Source organism: Candidatus Bathyarchaeia archaeon (genome assembly GCA_035935655.1).
Taxonomy (GTDB): Archaea; Thermoproteota; Bathyarchaeia; order 40CM-2-53-6; family 40CM-2-53-6; genus 40CM-2-53-6.
The window spans coordinates 164159-183716 of record DASYWW010000040.1 but is presented as its reverse complement, the minus strand read 5'-3'; the positions used below and the strand labels follow the sequence as shown (position 1 = coordinate 183716).

Here is a 19558-nt window from a genome sequence, read left to right as displayed (position 1 = left end):
GTTGTAATTAATATGTTCCGGTGGATGAATTACGGTCGAACACGCCTTCGTCATTCTTTATGAACCACTCATGACATAATGTCGTGCGAACCCCTTGATCCTCGAATCTCCGCAGATCATCGGAAGAGGAACCTGGCTCGACAAGGTCGCAGCCGACATCGTCGAGCGGGAAAGGAAGCTCGGACGCAGGATAGATTCTTTGCGAGTTGAGAGCGGGCTAGGCGCATCGGGCATACCTCACATAGGGAATTTTGGAGATTTCGCGAGAGCTCACGGGGTCAAGATGGCCCTGGAGAACATCGGGGTCCGGACGGAACTCATCGCCTTCTCAGATGACAAGGATGGGCTGAGGAAGGTCCCGGCAGGGTTTCCAAAATCATTATCAAAATACATTGGATTTCCTGTCTCCAGCATTCCAGACCCGTTCGGTTGCCATGATAGCTATGGGAGTCACATGAGTTCGCTTGTGCTCGATTCTCTGGACAAGACTGGAATACAATATCGCGCAGTATCCGGGACCAAATCCTACAAGGACGGTTTGTTCAATGAACAAATCGACAAGATTCTCCGCAACGCGACAAAAGTCGGACTGATCATCAAGGAAACCATGGGCCAGGAGAAATACACCGAAGTTCTACCGTACTTCCCCGTTTGCAAGAATTGTGGCCGAATCTACACGACAAGAGCCGTTGAGTATATTCCTGAGCGACATATCGTCAAGTACATTTGTGAAGGAACGAAACTCAGAGCCGAAACCCTCCTGGGCTGCGGTTACCGCGGTGAAGTTGATGTTAGAAGTGGAGATGGAAAGCTCAGCTGGAAGGTGGAGTTCGCAGCTAGATGGTCCGCACTCAAAGTTAACTACGAAGGCTACGGAAAAGACCTGATAGAGGCAGTAAAGGCAAACGATCGCGTGATGGAAGAGATCCTAGGCGAGCCTGCTCCCTTCCACACCAGGTACGAGCATTTTGTCGACAAGACAGGATCTAAGATTTCAAAATCGGTCGGAAACGTCATAGCTCCCCAGCTCTGGCTAAGGTACGGGCCTCCTCAATCCTTGCTTCTGTTAATGTTCAAGAGGAGCGTTGGTTCCAGACACGTTTGGGTCAAGGACATACCGATGTACATCGCCGAGTTGGATGAGCTAGAGGACGTGTACTTCGGCCGAAAACTGGTGAGAGATCCGAAAGAGCTTGCGAAGCTTAGGGGACTGTATGAATACTGCTGGAACATGAAACCCCCAGCCGCACCGGTAACTCACATCCCAAACAACCTGCTGGTCTACCTCGCCAAAGTCGCTCCCAAGGGCAAGGAGACAGAGTTTGTTCGGGAGAAACTCGCTGGCTACGGCTACAAAGTTAACCCAACGGACCCTGACTTCCTGGCAAGATTGGAGAGAGCGACCAATTGGGCACGGAACATCGATGTCATCTCAACCAGAGAGGTGCACATCGAGGGTAGGGAGAGAGACGCGGTCCTCGAATTAGCGGGAATAATGAACGCCAGCAATGACGAGGTCTATTTGCAAAACTCGGTATTCACCATTGCAAAAAAACATGGGCTAGAAACCGGCCCGTTCTTCAAGACCTTGTATCGGATACTGATCGGAGCGGATTCCGGGCCCCGACTAGGACCGTACATCCTCGCTATGGGAAGGGAAAACGTTGCAGCCGCCCTAACCGCCGCAGCACGATCCTCGAAGGGACAGGAATAGATTGCTCGCAATCGCGAAACACGAAATCCGACCGGTGAGACAAGAGGACATTGAACAAATTTCAGCCCTGGAACAAGCAAGCTTCACGGATCCCTATCCATCCTACTTCCTCTCTGAACTTGCGCGAGACAATCCAGATACTTTTCTCGTCAGCACCCAGAACGAGGCGATACTAGGGTATGCCGTGGTTGATCGCTGGGAGGACCACGATCATCTGATTTCAGTCGCCGTAGTTCCCGAGAGTAGACGGAAAGGTCTAGGAGAGGCGTTGCTTCGGGAACTCGAAAAACGACTTTCAAAGGATAGGCCTCTGAGACTGGAGGTTCGTCAAGGCAACATGGCCGCAATCAGGCTCTACACGAAAATGGGGTTCGCAAAAACCGGAGTAACTGAGGGATACTACGCGGATGGTGAAGACGCCCTCAGCATGGAGAAGATACCCGTCAAGGAAGCCTTGGTGGAGAGCTAGACTTTCGCAGGCCGGTCTACGCTACGTTTCTCTGCGCGCGAGTCTTGAGTGCTCACCAGCGTCCAACCACGGTCCCTTGACAGCCTCTCTCTTTGAGCCCATTCAGGAATTATTACTGCTCTAAGCAGAGTCTGAACCCGTATCCCCTTTTCGTCGGCAATCATTTCCAGTTCCTTGAACATTTCATCACCTACGGTTTGTATGAATTTGTGTTTGAGATCGGCCGCAGTTCTGTCCCGTCTACTTCGTCGGAACTGGTCGGTCTTGACGTAACTGGACCGAGACGCTTGTGCGGTCATACTGGGTAGCTATGAATAGTAATTGCAATCTCGACGAGAATTTAACAGTTTACCCAAAATACCTGGACGTTAACAAAAATATGTTCAGGATGAGGCGCTCTGCGTGCCCTGAACCTCGGTTGGTGGGTCATTTGAGTACTTGCCGTGGGCTGGAAGCCTGTTAAGGTGAGACGCTCGCGGCGAGCGAACCCTGTGGGGCTGTTGATCATGGAGGGTAACTTTCGTTGTGCTTTTCAGGCCGAGCTTTTTCAGGGTCTCATCCAGCATCTGAATTTGCTCTACGGTCAAGTCTCGGTTCACCTCGATTACTATTCTCCTCACCCCAATTCGAGTCGTAACCGGCAGTTTGGTCACATCTGCAACTCCCCTTCTCGTCCCAATTCTCGGTAGCCTTGGGAGATGGTCGATAAGTTCCGATTGTTACCTCGGTTCCCCGACCCGGTTCGAGCTAGAAAGCGGGCCGGGTGGGATTCGAACCCACGATTTGCGGCTCCGCAGGCCGCCGTCTTGGTCCTGGCTCGACTACCGGCCCCGAGCACCTCAATTAAATCATCACCTTATCAGCGTTAAGTTGGACAACGCGTCTCGTCCTAGGCAAATATGGAATGGTTAATAGCGGATGGATTTCTTTTAGAAGGGTATGCCTGACCAAACCAATTCCTGGAAGCTCAGGGTGAAAAAAGGGAACTACGAGGTAGAAGTTGCGGGTCCTTCACCCGAAATCGTGCAAAAAATGTTCGAAGAACTTGTAAAGAAGTACATGACGAAACTAGCCTCGTCTCGGTGAGCCTCGAGTACTGTGGATCCGAGCACGGGGTCCAGAGACTAATCAGGACGAATTTCCCTTCGTTAAGTGAGACGAGTTGCGAAAGAACGTTCTTGTTGCCGGAGGTGCCCTGCTTGCATTGGCCCTCGTTTATGGAGCTTCGTATCCGAGCAGCCTTCTATTTGGCCTTCCCGTTGCTGCTCTGAACATAATTCTCGGGCTGTTCACCAAAGCGTCTCGAGGGCTGGAAACTCAGCCCGAGTCTGCCGGCATCAAACTATTGATCGACAGAGGAGTTGTGCGGGCAAGCATATACCAGTTCGTTTTTCTGGATTCCAAGCTAGTACTCAAGCGGCTAAGTTCGGTTGGCGTGACCGTCATCCTCGCCCTTGTCCTGGCGGTGGTCGGACTTGAGATTCTCTTCATTGTGGGAGCTTTGATGGGAGGGATTACAGGATTCTCTCTGCAAGAGTTTCTTACACAGAGAATGCGAAACAAGATCAGTCGGGAGAACGAATTGACCATCGTTGGAAAGGATGATATCAAGATTGAATATGATGATCTGTCGGAGGTAAGACTCATCAAAAGCCGGCTCTTTTTGAGAACGGAGAACGCTTTGCTCGTAGCTAGCTTTCCAAGGGGATACTCTAGTAGGCTAAAACCCGTGTTGGCGGATATTTTCCGGTTGAAATTCGAAAGTGAGGAGTCACTCGGAGCGGCCGAGGCTTCGAAGAAAGAGGATGAAAAGGGCCAGCATCCCCGAAGCGACAGTGGCAAGCTCCCCCGCGGCTAGCATTCTGTTAGGTTCTATGAACAGCGCGCCCCGTCCGGTTGTTTCGACGTAGAACGCCCAAGCCATGAAGATCATGCTCGCCAAACCCGTGGCTAAGGAATATATCCACAGACTGCTCCAGAAGAGTTTCTCACGGGCGGAGGCCAAGGTAGGAGGTTTAGCGCTCGCCTCTATAATTAAGATCGCGATGCGCGGACAATCCACATGACAATCAACTTGACTCTATGCAGTCCTACTTGCGCCGTCGAAACGCTCTTACTATGTTCTTGGTGCCTTTTACGCGCCAAAGCTGTAGTCCTGCGACTATTAGCGCGCCCCAGGCAGCCACTATCTGGGATATTATGAACCGCGTGGCACCGTCAATCTGCGAGACGCTGAACGCCCAACTGTAGAACGACTCTGATGTCTGCTTGAATTGTTGAATGGATGAGGCGGTGTTTACGAACCAATTTGCCTCGACGATATACGGTGCGAACAGGATGATCGCAAAAGGAGCCAGCACCAATGCCGCTGTCCTGATCATTCGGAGAGGATACAATATTCTTCGAACTTGCTTGTCTGATCCTGCCCTAACGTAGGCCGTGCTTTCGAATACGTTCATCCAGAGGGTAACCACCACAAGGGCATTTGCGAGTGAGAGGCTAAGCGCAATGGAAATGGGCACATTCCATGAGCCAATGGGAATAGACACTGCCTTGTCTACGAAGCCGGTGTTCAGTGCGTTATAGAAGAACAAGAGTTCCATCCCAACGCAGATCGCGGCGAAAATAATTGCTGGAATCCAACCACGGAGAACCTCCCACCTTAGGAAGAGTCTATGGTATTGTTCAGACAATTCTATGTTCCCGAAGCGTCTGTTGACCGTTCTCGGCCTTGTTAAAAAACCAATGGACTCTGTAACCGCATAGTTTCTCTCAGAGTTACGGACGCTTAGTCTATTCCTCGAACAGCCCTCACGTTGCGGTACGCGATTCTATGGTCGCGCGGTAGTTGCCCGAGCTGGAACTTCAGAGGTTGACTCGTTAGTTGAAAAAACCGAGTGGTGTGATAGCTGTCCTCATTGTGATGGCAATCGCAGTGCTCATTCTCCCAGTCTACTCGGCTACGATGAATCCAATAGAGAACGTGAATCTATATTCCGGTAACAGTTTGATCATCACCTCAAACCAACCCTCGATAAAATCTGTAGTTATTCGCGGAAACCTCACGGCGGCGAAACTGTCGAATAATGTGTATCCCGCGCGCAACTTCACGCTCACCACCAATTCGACCCAGCTTTACACAGTCGACCTCTTGTTATCGTATCAAGCGCCCTACACGACCAACATTCTCATCAGCGACCCGTCCTCAGGGTCGAAAACCCAGTACACCTCCTATTTCATCTCGGGTGGTGATCTCAACCTTACCGTTTTCGCGTCATTCCAAGTAGCGCCATCACCAGGGCCAAGCACGCCCCTAGGTTGGTCGTCCTTCTATGGCTGGGTATCACAGTTCGGGGGAGCATTTCCCTTTTGGATAAAAATACTCTACTCAATTCTAGGAGTACAATTCGCGTTCGTTGGGTACCGATGGATAAAATTCGAAGATGAGCGGAGGAGAATTGAAGGGCATTTGCCTCCGCTGGATAGAGGGAACAAGATCTATCTTTGGACTGAGGTTGCTTTCCGCGCCCTCATCGCAGGTTTTGCGATCAGTCTGGCAATAATGATCGGCGAGGTATTAGTTCTCCTAATTGCACAGTATCTCTTCTTTGTCAACTTGAACCTCATATCACTCGTTGATTTCTTCTCCATATTCTTCGCTGCAGCCCTGGGAACATTAGTCTATCTTGCAAGGGAAGGCCTCGATCGTATCCTCGACCTCAAACCCATCATGGAGGACTGATCCAAGAGTGGCATCGAAAAGAAGAGTCGCGTCAAACGACGATCAATTGTCAGAATTCCTCTTCGGGTCCGTAAGACCATGGTGGGACAGACAACCATGGTTCAGGCGATTGTTCGTCATTCCACTGAAGTCGGTAGACAAGTCCTACTCCAGATGGAGCAAGGCCAGGGTATCGCCCCGACGTTTCAAGAAAATTCAAGAGCGCCTAGACAGAGAGTATCCGCCGGAGAAATTTTCGCCAGCAAACCTCATCGGGCGAGACAAGGAGTTCAACATTCTAATGGATTCCTTCAGACTGCACGTTCTAAGACATCCGATGCTTGCAAAGTACTTCGGCCGCGAAGAGCTCCCAAAGGCAATCTGCCTCGCCGGTGATAGCGGAACAGGAAAAACGTTTCTCACCATGGTCGCGTTGAGACAAATGCTTCTGGAGGGCTATCGAAGCGGCGTGTTAGTCACACCCGTCATTCTGAAAGGCTCAGATGTATATTCAGAGTTCTACGGAAAGAGCACCCGGCAACTAGGTCGATTCTTGGACTATGCGAGTTCGGTCCCGTCAGTAGTCTACATCGACGAATTCCAAAGCTTCGGTAGAAAAGTGAGGGGAGAAACTGGTGCGGAAATAGAGGATACAAGGCTGCAAGACGAGCTTAACCGATGGCTCGACAAGATAGTTAGCGGAAAAACCCGGACGCTTGTTGTCGTCGCGACAAATGCCTATGAGAAAATTCGAGAAGACATACGGCGGCGGTTGACCAAGGTCAGTCTTAACGATGGAGTAACCCGAGAAATGCTTCTTGCCGTTGTTGAGGACTCGATAAAACGAGAAGCATGGACAGGACTGAAGGCGGAGGACCTCCTCGACTTGATGGAGAGGGAAGTTACTATGAGACGGAGAGCCTCACTCACGCCTAGCGACATTCAGGAAATCTTTCGTGAGGTTAGGAAATCCAAGGAAGCACCACTGAGGGAGAAGTTCAGAGATAGTCGAAACCTTTACGCGAACATCGAGAGACCAAAAATATCTGTGAAGATTGATGACTTCGTCGTGGCGGCAAGAAACATCAAGCTATACTCAGAGCAAGAAAAGTCGCAAGAAGTGACGGACGCCGTTTACGTGAGCAAACCCAAGGTGAACCGAGAAGATGTTGGAGGCCTACACGATGTCAAGAACAAGATTCTCAACCATATCGCACTTGCCTTCAATCCCTCAATGGCCGAGCTGGGACACCAGTCCAACCCGCGATTCTTCCTGATGGGTCCACCGGGCACGGGCAAGACTCTGCTGGCGATGGTAGCTGCCGCGGAGAACAACGTGGGATTCATCAAGGTCAGAGGCGGCGAACTCATGAGCGGGGCGAACTACATGGGTGACCCCGAGAAAAGGGTCAAGGATCTCTTTTCACTGGTGCGACAGAAGAGTCCCTGCATACTGCTGCTGGACGAAGCGGACGCAATCTTCTGGGGAGGAGACCCCTCGAGCAACAAAATCCTCGCCCAAGTAAAAGCAGAGCTGAGTGAACTGAGACCAGAGGACAGAGTTGTTGTCATCGCAACCTCAAACAAAGAACAACTGATCGACCAGGCCACCCGTGACAGGTTCGAACCCAACATCTACTACGTCCACCCACCACAAAACGACAGCGAATGGAACGAAGTCGTCGGAATACACCTGAGAAAGTTCAGCAGATACCTACACTCGGAAGTCGACGCCGCAAAGATCACCAAGATGTTCCGGCGACAGCGAATTCTCAGCCCAAGAGGTGCTGCGGAGACAGTCTCTGAGGCTCATCGAATGTGGGCATCGGAAGTTGCTGCGGCTCGAGAGGTCGCCCAGGCTAAGGGCAAGGAAACCTCTCTTCAGGCCATCTCGCTCAGGTATCAAGACGATCTCGACCGGCTCGACCAGTTACTAGCGATCTACAAAAACGAAGGGACTCCCCTCACCCCTGACCAGGTGAACCAAGACAACTACAAGATACGACTCTTCCACTTCCAGCGTGCGATCTCAAGCCTTGAATCCTTGGAAGATAAAGAGCATAGAGAAATCGCGGAGGCCTTGATTCTCTCCCAAGCGATACCTGGAGTCACGTATGGTCTCTACACGAGTGATAGGGGAAGTGGAGGTATCCTGACTATTCAGTGCACGGTCAGACCCATCAATGCTGGGGAGAGGCACGTGTCGGTTACTGGCCAAGCAAGCTCGATGATGCTCGGACAGAGCTTCGTTCCCGACGATTCCGTGATACAAAGCGCAACCAATGCTGTCGAGGCCGTCAGGTCATGGCTGTGGCTGAAAGCTCGGGCGAACCTCTCAAGGTTCCACGTAGCGTTCCAGATACGATCCATTCTTGAAGGCGCCCCCGGCCAGGGAGTGTCGGGTCCAAGCGCGGGCTACGCGATGCTGAACGCGCTAGTCTCAGAACTGTCGGGAATCCCGATCCCACAGTCGAGAGTGATGACCGGAACGATAGGACTCAAAATGGACGTTGGCCCCGTAGGCGGGCTCGGTGGAAGAGGCAGAGAGGCCGGGAAGCTGGTGGGCATTCTGAAGGCTGAGAAGATCAAGGTCACCGATTTACTGGTGCCTGAGTCCAATTTCAAGAACGCTTCCGACGAGATGAAGATGATTCAGGATGAAGGAATCATCGTTCACCCAATCGCGAACGCCCCCGACGGATGGCCGATTCTCTTCTCGACGAACGCCGAAGACCTGGCGAAAAAGATCCGAACATCTCTCATCGAGAGAGAGTCAGTAGTGGACATGGGACTCGGTTCATCGCGACCCGTTGGAAGCGCAGGGGCCTAGTCGTTCCCACAACCTAGGAGTCGACGAGAAGACTCTATTACACCTGCCTGGGACAGCGAATTTGGTTTTGGCTTGACCATTGATCCTGCCGAAAAGCCAGTCCTTCTGAGTCTAGACGGCCGAGGATTCCATGTATTACGATACTCAGCGATTCCCGAGGAAGGAATGACTAGGCTGAGCTTCGAACTCGTCGATCCAAACACCGGTGAAGGAGCGTCTGCCGAGGCTCTCGTCGATCCTAAGCTTGTTGCGGATCTGAACTCGTATCGATCGCAAAGGCCGACAGGTAGGGCGTTCCTCATCTGGATCGATACCGTGAAAGGCGAGGTCACCTGGCAGCTTAGGAATATACCAGCTCCCTTCGAATGAGTATCTGCGAGCAGCGGGGCTAAGCTTACTTGTCCTCTTCGACGATTTGTAGGAAGTTCTTGAACAAGTCTACCCCTTTCGTTGTGTGCGATACTTCCGGGTGGAACTGGACTCCATAGACGTCTCTACTATTGTGTCTGATAGCTTCAACGGCGCAGTTGCTCGATCTTGCCATAACCTGGAAGTCCTCGGGGGCCTTCACCACTTCGTCGTTGTGCGACTCCCACGCGGTAAAACGCGGCCCTAATCCCTCGAGAATCCGACCATCTTCTAATACCGAGATTTCGACTGGACCGAACTCAGGCTTCCGAGCAGCTTCAGTGACTCCACCGAAAGCCGTGGCAAGTAGCTGGTGGGTAACGCAGATGCACAGCATTGGGAGTTTGACTTGTCTTATCAGTCGAGCAGCATCGGCCAACTCTCCCGTGAGCTGATCAGGAGATCTTACGCTTTGCGGGCCACCGCCCATAACGAGCGCGTCTGGGTGCATCGCTTCGAGTTGTTCGAGGGGAATAGAGGGTGGCTGTAGCTTGGATTCCACTCCCAGCTCCTTGAGGTTTCGGACAATCAAATGATTGTATTGGCCTTTGACGTAAACGACTGGTATTGTGGTCATTTGCTATTCGAACTCGATGGTTCCGGGTGGTTTGGGCGTAATATCGTAGTAGACTCGGCTGACGTCTTCTCCTTTCAGGATCTCCTGGGCGATGTCTTTGAGGATTTTCCACGGTGCAGGGGAGACTGCGGCGGTCATGAAGTCCCTGGTCGAAACAGCTCTGACGATCATAGAAAAGGGTCCTCCACCTCTTCGCTCCTTGACGAGCAACGCGACCCTAGTGACGTCCGGAAATCTTTCCACGAGTCCAGCTTGGAGCAGTCGAAGTCGATCTTGGAGCCAGCCGTAGGTTTCGCGGGATTCTTCTGAGAGTTTGACCCCGGCCAGTAGTCCGTAGCATCTTTGGTCGCCCTTCACTCCAGTCACTCGGTCTTCAAAAACCTCGGCCTGGATCTCGGACTTTGGAAGTCCAAGGGCATCACCTGCCGCCCCTGAGAGTGTTTTAGTCGAGGGCTCCCTAGCGAACCTGTTCTCGATTACGGCTGAAAAGTACTGCTCGTAGTTGAAGGGAGCTAGCGCTGTCTCAACTATTCTTGTTGCCTCTTTAAGCACTCGAACCTTTTCCTTAGTTACGTTTCCAATGCATCTGACAAGAAGCCCTGGACCAGGGAACGGCTGTCTCTCTGACAGCTCGCTTGGAAGATTCAGATGGCGTCCGAGCGCTCTCACCTGATCCTTGTAGAGGTCTGCCAGAGGTTCGATGATCTTGAAACCGTAGGTTGTCGAAGGATCTATTCCCACTTGTTCCAGGATATTGTGTTGGGTCTTGATACCGCCCTGCGTCTCAATCCAGTCAGGAGCAATGGTCCCCTGAAGAATGTACTCGCAGTCTTCTTTCTCGGCTTCTTCTTTGAGAACTTGGTAGAATGTCTCTCTGAACTTTTTCCTCTTTTCTTCCGCGGTTGTTTCTCCCTTGACGGAGGATAGGAATCGACCGCTAGCATGGATCAATCGCAGTTTCAGAGAAGTAGGAGACTTTGCCAATCTTTCTTTGACACTTTCAGGTTCCCCAGCCCGGAGAAAGCCTGTGTCCATCATGATCGGTAGGAGTTTGTCGCCGAGAGCTTCTCTCGCGACCAGTGTAGCGACGGTGCTGTCGACGCCTCCTGATACTGCCGAGATGACTTTCTTGTCTTGGGCGAGTTCGCGCAGCCTTGCGGTCTCTTCGGACAAGAAGCTTGAAGGGTGGAACCCTTGAACCGCCACCGACAACCGTTTGCCCATCTTGGCCAGACCCGACTGCGACAATTTATTCCTTCTTTTGGCTGTTCTACCAGTGCCCTCCTCCTTCTCGCCTCTTGAACAGGCTAAAATGCGACGATAGGCCACGACTTGTCTAGGGCAGTTAGATGGTACTTGTAGAGCTGAAAATGCTACCCGGGGAAGCTGAAGCTGCGACCAAGTTTCTCCAGTCGAAAAATTCCAGGCAGGATCAAGGTCGATGGCAACAAGATTGAGATCGAGGATGAGAGGGGCCGAGATGTCAAGTTGCTTCTTCACAAATTCATGCGTCATGAAGGATTGGAGGGCTACAGGGTTCTCAGCAGTTCTGGAATCCTCAAGGTCGTTCCGTATGACGATTCGGCTCCAGAAGCGCCCCCGAGAGTGATAAGATCAAGGGAATTCCGCCCTTTCCTCCCCTCTCAACGGAAAGACTCCCATTGATGGACATCGTTTACCCGAACTATTCTTCTGATCGTTTCGAACTTGCCCGAAAGCTCAAGAAGGGAAAAAGTTAGACAGCTTCAGGTGTTGCGCCCAAGATGGGCGATGGACTAGCTGAGCTCGGATACTGTTCCGCACGGTTTCCTTCCAGGACTTCGCACATCAAATTACTCCGGCCCCAAAATCCGTCAGTAAATTGCCCTCTTGTTGCTAAACTGTTTTTTCCGTTAACTAAATCACGACCACCCGGGGGTCTGTTTTTCCCCGCGCCCCGCCCTTCGTGAAACCCTCATGATTCCACGTTCACCAGTCCCTGTTTTGTCCTTCTTCCTTCGTGGCCGGAACCGCTCGAGAAATTGCTCATTTCACGCCCTGTCCTCGAATCTGGAAAGTGGCTGAATTTCTCTCCCTCGGATCGTTCGGAAATACTAGATGACTTCCCGTATCTCTCCCTCGCCATCCAAGCCCGAATCGCGCTCTGAATCAACTGTCTCGCCCAGAAACCCTGCCAGACAGAAAATCTTCTCCATAAAAGAGGGGGGTCTTAGTGATTGCAACTCGCGACTCAAGAGTGGCTGAATAAAGATCTCCTCCAAACCAGTTCGCCGATTATCAGCCCTGATCTCGATTCTGAGATCCGGTCGCTAGATTTCCTAGCAAACCCTACGTGACAGGCGCAAAAATACAAGATGGTCTAAGCCCGGACCAAGCCCAGAACCCCGGGACTCGCCCATTATCGATAGCAGACACCGAAAAACTTCCCCGGAGACGGGGGATAAGAGAAGAACACCCCGCGACGCGAGGGAGGACAGAGATTGTGTCTAGGAGCCGTAGAGCCTGCTTCGACCAACGAGGTCGGTGATTATCGGCATCAGGTCAAGACCCCGTATCCTTCCGAGGTTTCCCCTGGCGGCTGAAGCCTCGCTGAGCTTGAGAACCCGACTCGCAGGGACGTCGGGACCACCGATTACAACTGGCACAGGGTCCCCAGTATGAGCTCCGTACCCTACTGGAGTAGCGTGGTCGGCGGTCAGCGCAACATAGTTCAGCCCAATATCAACCTCGTCGATAATATGACCCACAAGGGTGTCCACCTCCTCCAAGGTTCTGACTTTGCCTTTGAAATCGCCGTCGTGACCTGCGATGTCGGGCGCTTTTACATGGACGAGAACGAAGTTCTTGTCCTTGCTCCCTTCGATCACCGCTTTGGCCTTTGCCTCGTAGTCTGTCTTGATTCCACCGGTCGCACCTTTGACGTCCATGACTTCCATGCCTGCGATGGTCGCTATTCCTTGGATCATCGGGGTTCCAGAAATGCAGCATCCGCGGAGGTCGAACATCGACTTGAAGCTTGGAAGATTCGGAGTTGTCCCCGCTCCCCTTGTCAATACAATGTTCGCTGCCTTCTCACCTTCGTTCGCTCGTTCCTGATTCAACGGATGTTCTCGCAACACTTCATGTGATCTCTTGACGAATTCGTTGACTGCTGCAGATGTCCGTTTTGCCTCTTCGCTTCCGTCAAGCGCTTTCGAAATCTGGATCTTCGCACCTTCTTCCTTCGGGTCCACGTCAGAAACCATTCGCGACAGTTTTTCACCACGCAAAACTAGAACCGCCCTGTGATCTACTGTCGCCTTGAAGATCGTCCTGATCCCTTGCACTCCATCAATTTTGATCGCATCAACCGCTTTAGCTAGCTTTGAAGTTCCCTTTCTAATTCGTCCGGCCCGTCTATCTTCAACCCGAAAATCATCGTCGACAGTCGCAAAGTTGCACCGGAACGCTACATCACCCGGGCGAAGTTCGATTCCAGCACCTATCGCTTCCAGAGCACCACGTCCCGTGTAGTACTTCGCAGGATCATATCCTAGCAACGCGAGGTTCGCTACATCACTTCCAGCGCGTACCCCTGGAGATATGGGGTCAAGTTGGCCAACAAGGCCCCCCTTGGCCAGCCTATCCATATTTGGAGTGTTCGCGAATTCCAGAGGTGTTTTGTAATCATGATCGATCAAGGGTCTGTCCGCCATTCCGTCGACTATTAGCAATACAGCTCTCTTGTCTGCCAATGGTTGAACTTCCTGCGGACCATTTTAAGGTAATACAGTTAAAACAGTTTGCCTAGGTCGCGATGGTTAGCGCATTTGACGTTGCCTCACATCTATAGGGAGATGGCATCGAATTGTTCGCGAATCTCTCTTGTATGTGATTGCAGGGATATTGTGAGGATGGAAAGGTAAGATATGGATCAGTGCGCTGTCTGTGGAATGAAAATTGTAGACGCCAGTACCTGGTTTTGTCCTAATCACCTAAGGGCTTATCGCAATGTCAGGGATGCATTCTCCCTCTGGCTTGCTGCGTACGGGAGCCTGACGATTGGGGATTTTCTTCAGCGTCTAGTAGGATTGCCTGAAACTGGCGATCGGACACGAAAGATAGGTCAGTTCTTGATTCAGAACCCTGAAAGGTGGAATTAGATTAAGACCCTGATTGTTTGCGAGAAGCCTGACGCGGCTCAACGCATCGCAAGGGCACTAGATGAAGAGAATCTCCCGCAGAAATTCGAGTCTCAAGGTGTTCCCTATTTTGAGTGCCGCAGAAAGACGGAACGGATCATAGTTTGCTCGGCCCTTGGACATCTCTACGGTGTTGACTCGAAAGGTCGATCCAGTAGACGTTCCTACCCTATCTGGGACTATCATTGGGCCCCAAAACATCAGGTCGACAAGGCATCTGTAAGACTAGCTCGATGGGTCCGCTTGATCGCCTCCATTGCAACAGCCGCCGATCGTTACATCAACGCGTGTGATTATGACATTGAAGGATCGGTCATAGGTCACACGGTACTGCAATACGCTTGCAACGGAGCTCACACCAAGGCACTCAGAATGAAATTCAGTACAATGACCGAGAAGGAGCTCCGACTCGCTTTTCAAAAGCTAGATTCAAACCCGGAATTTCCCTTGGTGGATGCGGGAAAGTGCCGGCATGAACTAGATTGGCTTTACGGGATCAATCTCTCGCGACTCCTAACAGAATCAGCCTTGAGGCAGGGCAGAGGCTACGCGACGCTTAGTACCGGAAGAGTACAAGGCCCAACGCTCGGCTTCGTCGTAGAACGAGAGGAGGAGATATCCAATTTTGTCCCTGTTCCATACTGGACAATACAGGCCACAATCGGCCACAATGGCAAGACCTACAGCTTAGAATACGAAAAAGATAGGCTCGTCTCTCAAGCTGAGGCCGAGAATGTCCGCGACCAGTGTCGTGACGTTCCACTTGAGGTCAAAGCGGTGGAATCCCGAGAGATTCAACAGTATTCCCCCTACCCGTTTGACTTGTCGAATCTTCAAACCGAGGCCTATCGACACTTTGGCTATTCTCCTGCAAGGACGATTGTCTTTGCCGAGAGATTGTATCTTGATGCTCTAATTTCCTACCCAAGGACATCTAGCCAGAGACTACCCCCCGATATTGGGTATGCCGAAATCTTGCATGGAATCGCAACTCATGCTGACTACCGGTCGTTAGTCGCCAAGCTCATGACCAAAGGCAGTCTTCGTCCGAACAACGGTCCCAAAGATGACCCAGCTCACCCTGCAATCTTCCCTACAGGCGAATCTCCCAAACGACCCCTTTCGAGTGGTGAGGCCAAGTTATACGATCTCATCTCGCGACGATTTATGGCCTCGCTTGCGGAATCCAGCCTCAAGACAAGTACGCGGGTAATTCTCGCCCATAACAACCACAGGTTCTTTCTTTCGGGTTCACATATCGTCCGCTTGGGCTGGGTTGAGTTCTACCGGCCCTATGTGTTTGATGACTCAAAACCTCTACCCGACTTAAGGATCGGTGACCGAGCGAAGGTTCAGGACATCAAAGCCGTCGAGAATTTCACGCAACCACCTCATCGTTACAATCCAAGTAGCCTCTTGAAGAAAATGGAAGAGGCAAGCATCGGTACAAAGGCTACACGAGCAGGCATCATCGATCTTCTCTACGCGCGGAGCTACGTTAGGGAAGAACGGATGAAGGCGAGCGAACTCGCAGGCAAGATAATTGAGACTCTCTCAGTATATTGTCCTTTGATTATCGACTCGTCATTCACCGCGAATCTGGAGAACTTGATGCAAGACATCCAGAGTGGGACCGCCTCCAGACGCCGCGTACTGGTTGAAGCTCTAGAGTATCTTCGGCCAATCATGCTCTCGCTGGCAGAAAACGAAGAGAAGATTGGTTCTATGCTGTCAGATGTCATCGTAGCACAAAGGGTAGCTGATGTCACCCTTGACGGTCCTTGCCCGAAGTGCGGGCTGAAACTTGCTATCGTCCGAAGTCGTGGGACCGGCAAAAGATTCATCGGTTGCAGCGGCAAGTGGGAAACGGGATGCAATTTTGCTCTTCCGCTACCGCAATTCGGCGCTCTTACCCTACTGAGCCGTCGTTGCAATGCCTGTGGATTTCAGATGGTTCAAGCACGATCAGGAAGGCGTAGACCCTTGATTTCATGTCCACGCTGTTATGCAGCGAAAGCTAGGGAAACGAAGCCCACACCCAACGTGAATAAGATTCCGACACGGATATCGGGGGAAGCTGCGCCTGCTACTTGAACGTCTTTCTCTTGTCCAGAACGAGTAGGAAAGTTAACGATGCGAAGAACATTAGAATCGCAAGGGATACGACATAGGCTATCGCGGTGCTGCTTGAGGCTACCCCTGGGTATTGAAGTGCGGCCATTAGAGCAAATGCGGGGGCAACTATCTGAAGCGGAAAGAGCGCGAGCCCGAGCCAGAGACCCCACCTGGTCACCCGCATTATTCCCACCGAACCAATTATTGACAAGGCTCCGATAAGGTACAACTGGTATAGTGTTGTATCCTGCACCACGAGTGGATAGATGAGATAGTAGAGACCAGAGGCAGCGTAAAAGAACGAGGAAAAAGAGAGACCAACCGGTCGTACTACTCCTGCGGAAATTGCCTCGTTTTTCGACTCTTGCTTGGCTTCTTGCTTAGGCATTGCGATGTTCCTACGCCGAGTCGGCACCTCCCCCAATAAGCTTTACAATGGCTTCTCGCAGACTGTCCAACAGATTGAGCCGAGCAAAGCTATACCTCTCAACAAGGGTTCCATTCACTGGCATATCCGCTAGCTATGACAGATCACGTTTCGTCTTTTTCGGCGTTCCCTACGACAAGACGAGCACGTACAAGGCTGGATCAAGGTTTGCACCTGGAGTCCTCCGAGATGTCTCGGCTAACATGGAACTCTATAGCGTAAGATCAGGAGTGGATTTAGAGAAAGTGCCGGTTCACGACTGGGGAGACGTTGATATCGTCGAGAGCCTCGCCGACACTCTCAGCAGAGTCAGGTCTGTTTGTTCCGAGCTGTTTGAGGCAAAGAAGATTCCGATAATGGCTGGCGGAGAACACTCTATAACTAAGGCAGCGGCCGATGCCCTGCCGAAAGACACGGCTCTCGTCAGCTTCGACGCTCATCTTGATCTGCGAGATGAATTTCTGGGAGAGAAACTCTCTCATGCCACATTCATGCGGAGAGTGTCCGAGCAGCTTGGCTCAGACCACATCATGGAAGTCGGTATCCGCGCCTTCTCAAAGTCCGAACTGGATTTCACAAGAAGCACAGGAGTCACAACGATTACTCCGCAGGACCTGAGGAAAACTGGGCTTCCAAAGACAGCTGAGAGAATCAAAGGGTTCCTGTCAGCGTTTTCCCACAGTTATGTGACAGTCGATATCGACGTGCTTGATCCAGCATTTGCCCCGGGTATCGGAAATCCTGAACCAGACGGGCTCACAACAGACGAGCTTCTAACGTTGGTTGATGCAACAATGGAAAAGAACAGTATCGGCTTAGATTTGGTCGAAGTTTCTCCACAGCTCGACTCGGGCCAAACCGCCGCGGTCGGTGTAAAGGTCATATTCGAGGCGATTGCAGCCCTGTCAACGCGGAGCCATGACTCGTGAAACTGGACAACTACATCACGGCCTCAACCGCTAGAGTCAAAAGCGACAAGAATGTACCGAAAGCCAAGTTTGAAACGCTCAAGGCTCTCGCTGAGAAAAGACTCCAAGAGACCAGAGCAGCGCGTTCAAAGGCTGATCTCAACGGAGTCACGGTTGAGCTCTACGGAAACAGCAAGCATCAGTGCGATTTTTGGAAGCTAAACTGGAACGAAGCCCCTAATTCCTCTCACACCGACGCAAAGATCTACTCAGCCCAAGGCGTTGAGGGACACGAGCCCGCAGCGTACTACTGTCCAGAAATTCACGAATCAGTCTTCTTCAACACAGAATACTACGGACAGTGCAAAAGCTGGGCCCTCGGCATGGCCGCAGCAATCATGGAAGAAAAAAGAAACACTCACTCCATACACGGGGCATGCGTCGACGTTTCAGGTAGAGGAGTCATTATAGTTGCCCCAACGGGTACGGGCAAGACTACTCAAGCGTTCAAACTAATGGAGCTTCCAGGCGGAAGAATCGTAGGAGACGACTGGGTCTACATTGACCACGATGAAGGAGAAAAACTCGGCCACCTAGTTGGCAGGCAACCTGAAAAAAGCCTCTACATGCGAACGGAGACGCAGATGAGCAAAACATGGCTTCGAAAGATTTTCGACCAGAGCAAGTGTGAGAACGTCACCACTAAGAAAGAGAGTTGCGAGTTTACCCAAGGTCCAACAGGATGTAAACTAACAGACAGCAAGTGCGTATTCGACGAAGAGTTGCGCTGGTGCTACTACGCCTTCGGAAACAGCAGAGCATTAGTTCCTCGAGAAAAAGTGTTTGGACCCGGAAAGGTCACAGATCAGGCAAGAATCAGGCTCCTAGTTCTACTGAGGAGGGACGACAAGAGCCCTGCAGAAGTCCATTTGAACGCTGACGAGGCGATAAAGATCCTCAGAAAGGGGGAGTACATGGTCCGTCCTGGTGCAGGGCCTAAAGAAATGTGGGGGAAGCTTGCAGGTGAGCCCTGGTACAACCCTTACCTGCTGCTCTTGGATCATGCTCGCCAAGAACAATTCTTCCGACGAATGATTTCCAAATTCCACGTCAAATGTCTGCTACTAAACACGGGGGTCGACAGCATTGAAGGGACTCACAAACGAATTATTTCCATGCTCGAAAGCGCCTAGAGCTAATTCTTGCCCAAAAACGTTAAGACGACAACGGGCAAATTATGGCATATGCCTTCAAAACGTTCTGGAATCGGAGCCAAGAAACGAAAAGCGTACTATTACTATGCTGGAAAAGAGACCAAAGCAAAGAAAGTTGTCAAGAAAAAGGCGAAGAAGCCTCCGAAGAAGGCAACTCGGAAACCTAGAAGGCGGTAGACCGCCTAGCTCAGGGCAAACCTGGGAAGGCAGCGACGATCGGTCACAGGATCGAAGGATCGAGCATCGATCTCATCCAATGGCATTGCGAGGCGACTTACTAACCCGTTGAGGGAGTGGGGTAATCTGATCAGCCTCATGCCCCCGTTCGCGACCCACTCGTCCATCAAGTAGCCTCTCCTAACGAGCGAGCGGATCAAGTTGAGCCTTTGTCTTCGCGTCCAGAAGAACGTATTCTCATCTAGAACATGAACGTGGAACCCTCTACCGGAATAAACCAGCCGGAGCTCCCCGAAGGATCCGGATAGATCGTTCATTAGCTCGAGCGCTTTTTCTTGGGCCAATTGGAGTTCTAGTCTACAAAAGGACAATCCTTGCCGTTTGCTCAGCTTGTCCTCAAGAGTGCCGTGTAATGGACAGTTGAAATTCTCGGAATCAATGTCGAAAGCTAGCTGTTGGCCAAACGATCTGCCCAGTTCCCGGGCTTCTCTTGGGCCTCGTCTAGCTTCCTCCCAGTTCTTGTACACGTTTCTATCGTAGTACACGGATTCGGGCGTAAATTCCATGCAATAACGTCTTAGATCCTGCAACCCCTCGTACTCGTCAATGAGAATTGTTCTGTATCGGTCCCTTCGATATTCAGCTGGAAAGATCTTGGTGTGTCGTCCAATGATCACAGCGAAGACTATTGGTCTTGCCCAGCCTCGAAACCATTCTCGAACGAGATTCAGCTTGAACTCCTGCCGATAAAATTCGTATCTTTCTAGCACCGTTGCCGGGCGCATTCGGTCCGGAAATCGGTACCTCGACCTCAAGA

General features: G+C 51.5%; 19 protein-coding genes and 1 tRNA gene. 11 read left to right on the top strand and 9 right to left on the bottom strand.

Annotation, left to right across the window (positions count from 1 at the left end; genetic code table 11):
* The first annotated feature begins 94 nt into the window (after positions 1-94).
* Entirely contained in the window at positions 95-1714 is a 1620-nt protein-coding gene (lysS, locus tag VGS11_08620; protein HEV2120148.1) for a lysine--tRNA ligase, read from the top strand.
* 1 nt (position 1715) lies between these two features.
* Positions 1716-2183, top strand: a complete 468-nt coding sequence (gene rimI, locus VGS11_08615) for a ribosomal protein S18-alanine N-acetyltransferase (GenBank protein ID HEV2120147.1) — start codon at positions 1716-1718, stop codon at positions 2181-2183.
* Here the strand turns inward: rimI and VGS11_08610 are convergent.
* The 3 genes from VGS11_08610 to VGS11_08600 all read right to left on the bottom strand — a co-directional run bounded on the left by VGS11_08610 (position 2180) and on the right by VGS11_08600 (position 3014).
* Positions 2180-2482: a hypothetical protein gene (locus tag VGS11_08610; protein HEV2120146.1), complete on the bottom strand. Its 303-nt coding sequence runs from the start codon at positions 2480-2482 to the stop codon at positions 2180-2182. The genes rimI and VGS11_08610 overlap by 4 nt on opposite strands.
* An 84-nt stretch (positions 2483-2566) precedes the next feature.
* A complete protein-coding gene (locus VGS11_08605; GenBank protein ID HEV2120145.1) occupies positions 2567-2836 on the bottom strand; it encodes a hypothetical protein in 270 nt (89 codons plus the stop codon).
* A gap of 102 nt (positions 2837-2938) precedes the next feature.
* Positions 2939-3014 (bottom strand) — tRNA-Arg (locus VGS11_08600).
* Positions 3015-3122: 108 nt separating this feature from the next.
* Here VGS11_08600 and VGS11_08595 point away from each other — a divergent pair.
* Positions 3123-3269, top strand: coding sequence for a hypothetical protein (locus VGS11_08595; GenBank protein ID HEV2120144.1), 147 nt, complete (start codon positions 3123-3125; stop codon positions 3267-3269).
* Positions 3270-3345: 76 nt separating this feature from the next.
* Positions 3346-4041 carry a hypothetical protein gene (locus tag VGS11_08590; GenBank protein HEV2120143.1) on the top strand — a complete coding sequence of 232 codons (696 nt, stop codon included), beginning with the start codon at positions 3346-3348 and terminating at the stop codon, positions 4039-4041.
* 232 nt (positions 4042-4273) lie between these two features.
* Here VGS11_08590 and VGS11_08585 read toward each other — a convergent pair whose 3' ends face one another.
* Positions 4274-4876, bottom strand: a complete 603-nt coding sequence (locus VGS11_08585; protein ID HEV2120142.1) for a hypothetical protein — start codon at positions 4874-4876, stop codon at positions 4274-4276.
* Between the two features lie 191 nt (positions 4877-5067).
* On the opposite strand from VGS11_08585, the gene VGS11_08580 reads away from it, so the two are divergent.
* The 3 genes from VGS11_08580 (at position 5068) to VGS11_08570 (ending at position 9103) form a co-directional block, all read left to right on the top strand.
* Positions 5068-5925, top strand: coding sequence for a hypothetical protein (locus VGS11_08580; GenBank protein HEV2120141.1), 858 nt, complete (start codon positions 5068-5070; stop codon positions 5923-5925).
* A 7-nt stretch (positions 5926-5932) separates the two neighbouring features.
* Positions 5933-8734, top strand: coding sequence for an AAA family ATPase (locus tag VGS11_08575; protein HEV2120140.1), 2802 nt, complete (start codon positions 5933-5935; stop codon positions 8732-8734).
* A 72-nt stretch (positions 8735-8806) separates the two neighbouring features.
* Complete coding sequence (locus VGS11_08570; GenBank protein HEV2120139.1) at positions 8807-9103, top strand: hypothetical protein; 297 nt, start codon at positions 8807-8809, stop codon at positions 9101-9103.
* Positions 9104-9128: 25 nt separating this feature from the next.
* On the opposite strand, the gene VGS11_08565 is transcribed toward VGS11_08570, so the two are convergent.
* The 3 genes from VGS11_08565 to VGS11_08555 all read right to left on the bottom strand — a co-directional run bounded on the left by VGS11_08565 (position 9129) and on the right by VGS11_08555 (position 13432).
* Entirely contained in the window at positions 9129-9719 is a 591-nt protein-coding gene (locus VGS11_08565; protein HEV2120138.1) for a GMP synthase subunit A, read from the bottom strand.
* 3 nt (positions 9720-9722) lie between these two features.
* Positions 9723-11234, bottom strand: coding sequence for an ATP-binding protein (locus tag VGS11_08560; protein ID HEV2120137.1), 1512 nt, complete (start codon positions 11232-11234; stop codon positions 9723-9725).
* Positions 11235-12205: 971 nt separating this feature from the next.
* Entirely contained in the window at positions 12206-13432 is a 1227-nt protein-coding gene (locus tag VGS11_08555) for a 2,3-bisphosphoglycerate-independent phosphoglycerate mutase (GenBank protein ID HEV2120136.1), read from the bottom strand.
* Between the two features lie 429 nt (positions 13433-13861).
* Here VGS11_08555 and topA point away from each other — a divergent pair, with 429 nt between their 5' ends.
* On the top strand, positions 13862-15994 hold the full coding sequence (gene topA, locus VGS11_08550) for a DNA topoisomerase I (protein ID HEV2120135.1): 2133 nt from the start codon (positions 13862-13864) through the stop codon (positions 15992-15994).
* Here topA and VGS11_08545 read toward each other — a convergent pair.
* A complete protein-coding gene (locus tag VGS11_08545; GenBank protein HEV2120134.1) occupies positions 15987-16403 on the bottom strand; it encodes a hypothetical protein in 417 nt (138 codons plus the stop codon). The two genes, topA and VGS11_08545, sit on opposite strands and share 8 nt — an antisense overlap.
* A gap of 74 nt (positions 16404-16477) precedes the next feature.
* Here VGS11_08545 and speB point away from each other — a divergent pair, with 74 nt between their 5' ends.
* Genes speB through VGS11_08530 form a run of 3 tightly spaced genes read left to right on the top strand, consistent with a single transcriptional unit; the run spans position 16478 to position 18741 of the window.
* Positions 16478-17371 (top strand): agmatinase, encoded by an 894-nt coding sequence (gene speB / locus VGS11_08540; protein ID HEV2120133.1) that lies wholly within the window; start codon positions 16478-16480, stop codon positions 17369-17371.
* The gene (locus VGS11_08535; protein HEV2120132.1) at positions 17368-18543 is read left to right on the top strand and encodes a hypothetical protein; all 1176 of its coding nucleotides are present in this window, start codon (positions 17368-17370) and stop codon (positions 18541-18543) included. Before speB ends, VGS11_08535 begins: the two co-directional genes overlap by 4 nt.
* Before the next feature lie 9 nt (positions 18544-18552).
* The gene (locus VGS11_08530; GenBank protein HEV2120131.1) at positions 18553-18741 is read left to right on the top strand and encodes a hypothetical protein; all 189 of its coding nucleotides are present in this window, start codon (positions 18553-18555) and stop codon (positions 18739-18741) included.
* Between the two features lie 5 nt (positions 18742-18746).
* On the opposite strand, the gene VGS11_08525 is transcribed toward VGS11_08530, so the two are convergent.
* Entirely contained in the window at positions 18747-19556 is an 810-nt protein-coding gene (locus tag VGS11_08525; protein ID HEV2120130.1) for a DNA primase, read from the bottom strand.
* Positions 19557-19558 lie beyond the last annotated feature (2 nt).

Bases quoted from the DNA above. Each gene is read 5' to 3' on its own strand.
- VGS11_08565 (HEV2120138.1), bottom strand. From the start codon at position 9,719: ATGACCACAATACCAGTCGTTTACGTCAAAGGCCAATACAATCATTTG.
- VGS11_08610 (HEV2120146.1), bottom strand. From the start codon at position 2,482: ATGACCGCACAAGCGTCTCGGTCCAGTTACGTCAAGACCGACCAGTTC.
- VGS11_08560 (HEV2120137.1), bottom strand. From the start codon at position 11,234: ATGACGCATGAATTTGTGAAGAAGCAACTTGACATCTCGGCCCCTCTC.
- VGS11_08595 (HEV2120144.1), top strand. From the start codon at position 3,123: ATGCCTGACCAAACCAATTCCTGGAAGCTCAGGGTGAAAAAAGGGAAC.
- VGS11_08545 (HEV2120134.1), bottom strand. From the start codon at position 16,403: ATGCCTAAGCAAGAAGCCAAGCAAGAGTCGAAAAACGAGGCAATTTCC.